This window comes from Sulfitobacter sp. HI0129 (assembly GCF_001635395.1).
Taxonomy (GTDB): Bacteria; Pseudomonadota; Alphaproteobacteria; order Rhodobacterales; family Rhodobacteraceae; genus Sulfitobacter.
In genome coordinates, this window is the sequence record NZ_LWGH01000847.1 from 1 (window position 1) to 3733 (window position 3733).

General features: G+C 65.7%; 5 protein-coding genes. All 5 read right to left on the minus strand.

Annotation, left to right across the window (positions count from 1 at the left end; translation table 11 throughout):
* The coding region (locus A3764_RS19930) for a cobaltochelatase subunit CobN (RefSeq protein ID WP_201722478.1) at positions 1 to 1362 on the minus strand (1362 nt) is incomplete at its 3' end.
* Between the two features lie 4 nt (positions 1363 to 1366).
* Positions 1367 to 2401, minus strand: coding sequence for a cobalamin biosynthesis protein CobW (cobW, locus tag A3764_RS19935; protein ID WP_067926519.1), 1035 nt, complete (start codon positions 2399 to 2401; stop codon positions 1367 to 1369).
* Positions 2394 to 2759, minus strand: coding sequence for a DUF1636 family protein (locus A3764_RS19940; protein ID WP_067926516.1), 366 nt, complete (start codon positions 2757 to 2759; stop codon positions 2394 to 2396). The genes cobW and A3764_RS19940 overlap by 8 nt, the downstream gene beginning before the upstream one ends.
* Before the next feature lie 94 nt (positions 2760 to 2853).
* A complete protein-coding gene (locus A3764_RS19945; protein ID WP_067926513.1) occupies positions 2854 to 3348 on the minus strand; it encodes a hypothetical protein in 495 nt (164 codons plus the stop codon).
* 24 nt (positions 3349 to 3372) lie between these two features.
* A partial coding sequence (locus tag A3764_RS19950) for a CbtA family protein (protein ID WP_201722479.1) occupies positions 3373 to 3733 on the minus strand: 361 nt, incomplete at its 5' end.

Genomic DNA, 3733 nt, shown 5'->3' on the forward strand with positions numbered 1-3733 from the left:
GACCGCCTCGCGTAGTGGCTCCGGCAGATCATCGAGCGCCGCCTCGTAGTCAGACAGGGACCATTCGAGTATCTCGCTGGCCAGCGCCCGGCCAAAACCTATCTGCGGGCGCACCCCATAGCCGAAGCCCGCCAGCATCAGCAGCATGTCTTCGACACTCGCCAGCGCATCAAGGCCGACCGCATGGGCCAGCTGATCTGTCCGACCCGGGTAGGTGGACAGGACAAGCGCCAGTTCCCGCTTCGCCTTCGGCGTTTCCGACAGCCGGTGCCATGCCTTGACGCGATCAACCACAGCGCGGATGCGGGCCACATGGGGCCTGTGGCTGAACCGGGCGTATTGCAGATGCGGGTCCCTGCGCTCCGGGGCCTTGAAGCTGATCACCCCGGCAAAGATCCGGCCATCCACCTCGGGCAATACGACATGCATGGCCAGATCTGCCGGGGACAATCCACGCTCCGCCTCTGCCCAGTCCTTCTGCCGCGCGGTGGAGAGCGCCACCTGAAAAACGGGGCAGCCCGGCGTGTCCAGCGGCGTGGTGCCATCCTCACCCCGACCCGAGAAAGCGGTGGCGTTCACGATGGCCACAGGCTTCACGCCGGTGAAGGCGTTGATCAGGAACGTTCGCGCGCTTTCGGCCTTTAGCGAGGGCACGAAGATTCCGACGGCGTTGAAGCCGCGTTCAGCGAGTTCGTTCAGCAGCGCGTCCACCGGTGCGGTATCGGCGGCCATGAGGTAGCTGCGATAAAAGGTCACCACCACCACATCGCCGGCGCCTGCATCGAAATAGGGCACGAACCCCCGTTCCGGCGTGTAGAAGCCGCAGTCCGGCACCGACTTGGCGCCGGGAACGGGACCCGCATAGAAACCAGCAGCCAAGGCAAGCTGCGCAAGCGCCGCCTGCGCAGCGACCGCGCCGCCCGCATCACACAAATGCTGCAACCGCCGCAGGGTGGAAACCGGAAGGGTGGAATAACCGTCGAGCGCCGGGTCCTCGCGCCCGTCGGCGGGCAGGATCGCCAGTGCAATCCCGTTGCGACGGGCAAAGTCCTGCACCTGCATCACCCCGTAGGGCCAATAATTCTCGCCCCCGATCAGGCGGATCAGGATGCCCTTGGCTCCGGCGAGTGTCTGTTCCACGTAATTGTCCACGCTGGCCGGGTGCCGCAGCGCGACGAGGTTGCACAACCGCAGGCTGGGCAAGTCCCCATCGGGGCCGCCCCCACGATGCCAGCCCGCCGCGAAAGCCCCCAGATCGCTGTCGGAAAACGACAGGACGATCAGGTCAGCCGGGGTCTGTCCGGGATCGAACGGTGTGTCCGTATCCTCCAACCCGTGGCTGTCGCGGAAGACGACATGCATCGTTTCAGGCCCCCAGCGCCGCGCGGATGCGGGGTTCGTTCACGTCGTCATGTTCGGCGATGACAACCAGATGCCCGGCGCGCATGTCGCTGCCCCAAGGCCGGTCGAACTGGTGGCGGACACGCCCGCCCACGGCCTGCACAAGCAGGCGCATGGGTTTGCCCGCGACGGCCACGTAGCCTTTGACGCGCAGAATGTTCTGCTCCGCCGCCATTTCCTCGATCGCGGATACGAGCGCGCTTACATCTTCGATTTCGGGCATCGGGATCACGACGGTTTCAAAGTCGTCGTGTTCATGATCGTCGGCGCCGTCATGGTGGGAAGGACGTGCCGCTAGGTCGTCTTCTGCCTGCGCGTTCAGGCCCAGCACGACCTTGGGGTCAACGACGCCCTCGCTCATTTCCAGAATCGGGATCCGACGCGGGCTTTCGGCTTCTACCACCTCGCGCGCCTTGGCGAGGCCGGATTCCCCCGCGAGGTCGGCCTTTGACAGAAGCACGATGTCCGCACAGGAAATCTGATCCTCAAATACCTCGCTCAGGGGCGTTTCATGGTCGAGGCTGTCATCGGCCTGACGCTGGGCATCCACCGCCGCCACATCGGGCGCGAACCGTCCGGCGGCCACCGCTTCTGCATCGGCCAGCGCGATCACCCCGTCCACGGTGATCTTCGACCGGATGGCGGGCCAGTCAAACGCCTTCAGCAGCGGCTTCGGCAAAGCCAGACCGGAGGTTTCGATCAGGATGTGATCGGGCCGGGTGGGCATCGCCATCAGCGCCTCGATCGTCGGAATGAAGTCATCGGCCACGGTGCAGCAGATGCAGCCATTGGCCAGTTCGACGATGTTCTCGGCGGGGCAATCTTCGTCCGCGCAGGATTTCAGGATGTCTCCGTCCACGCCGACCGTCCCGAATTCATTGACCAGAACAGCGAGCCTGCGGCCCTGCGAATGGGTCATCAAATGCCGGATCAGCGTGGTCTTGCCCGATCCGAGGAAGCCGGTGATCACGGTCACCGGTATCTTTGCGAGGTCAGTCATTCGGAATCTCCATCGGGGGAATGCGGGCAAGGCTTTGCTTGCGGAAAATGACCGGGCGTTCGCGCCATGGCACAAGGCCATCTGTCGTCGCGGCATAGGCCGCGGCACCGGCGAGGATGTCAGACGTATCCGCGCAGCTCAGGCGACCGTAGACATAGGTCCATTTGCCCGGGGCCGAAAGCGCCACGGAAGCCCCCTGCGAACAGGCGGAAAGACATTCCACCGGCACGATGCGCACGCCTTCGGGCGCGCCCGCTTCGGTCAGGGCCGCGTGAAGCCGCGCGCCGGGGCGGGGAGCATCCTCCGCTTCGATCTCGCCAGCGCGGCAGGTTGTGCAGACATGCAGGGTCACCGTCATACTGAAACGTCCAATCGTGATAGGGGCAAAGGGGATGGGCCGGGCCTAACGCAAGCGGGGCCCTCGGGCAAGCGACGGAGGAAATTGCGGCGCGTCATTCGACGATGAGCCGGGTTTCGGCGGCGATCTTCCGCCCCGCCACTGCCAGCGGTCGGTGGTCGTTCGTGTTCAGCACAACCTCGATGATCACCTCTCCCGCGGGCAGGTCGGGAATATGGTGCCAATCGCCGTAGAGCCGCGCCTGCTTCACCCCGTTGACGTAGAGATGCGCGTGGCCCGTGCCGTCCACGTGAACGCCCCCGGCATCGCGGGGGGCGAAGTCGAAGTTGCGCGTCTTGACCTGAAGGTTCCAGCCTGCGTCCGGGTCGGGATCGATCAGCAGCGAAACCTCCGGGGCGGCGATGGCCGAAACCTCCAGCGGGGTGGCATGCTGGGCCATGTGTTCCGTGCCCACTGTGACGTGGGCCTCAGCACCGGCAGCGGCATGGTCATGACCATCGAAGGTCACGCCATAGCCCGCGGCCAGCGTGAACCCGAGCCCGCCCCCGAACACGAGGCCGATCAGGAAAAGCCACAAAGCCCTGTCCATGGAATAGCTCCTTGAGCTGCGGGATCACCCCGCGCGCAGCGTTTCGCGCCGCCAGAAATATCCCGCGAGGCTACCCAGCACGACCCATGCGGCCAGTCCCGTCCCCAGCGCCCGGGAGGCGAAGAGCGCCGCCAGTTCGGGCGGTACCGGCCCCGCGTAGGTTTCGGGCTGCGGCGCACCCCAGACATGGGGCGCAATCAGCAGCACCACCGCGCCGGACCATGCGATCCAGCTGCGACCGAACGCCAGAAGGAACAGGGCCACGATCGCCGCACCGACGGTGGCGTACCACCATATCTGACGCGCGCCGATATCCGCCGCCGCCACGCCCGGAACCTCTGGCGCGAGCGAAAAGCCGGGGGCGAGGTGAAAGGCGATGAACCCC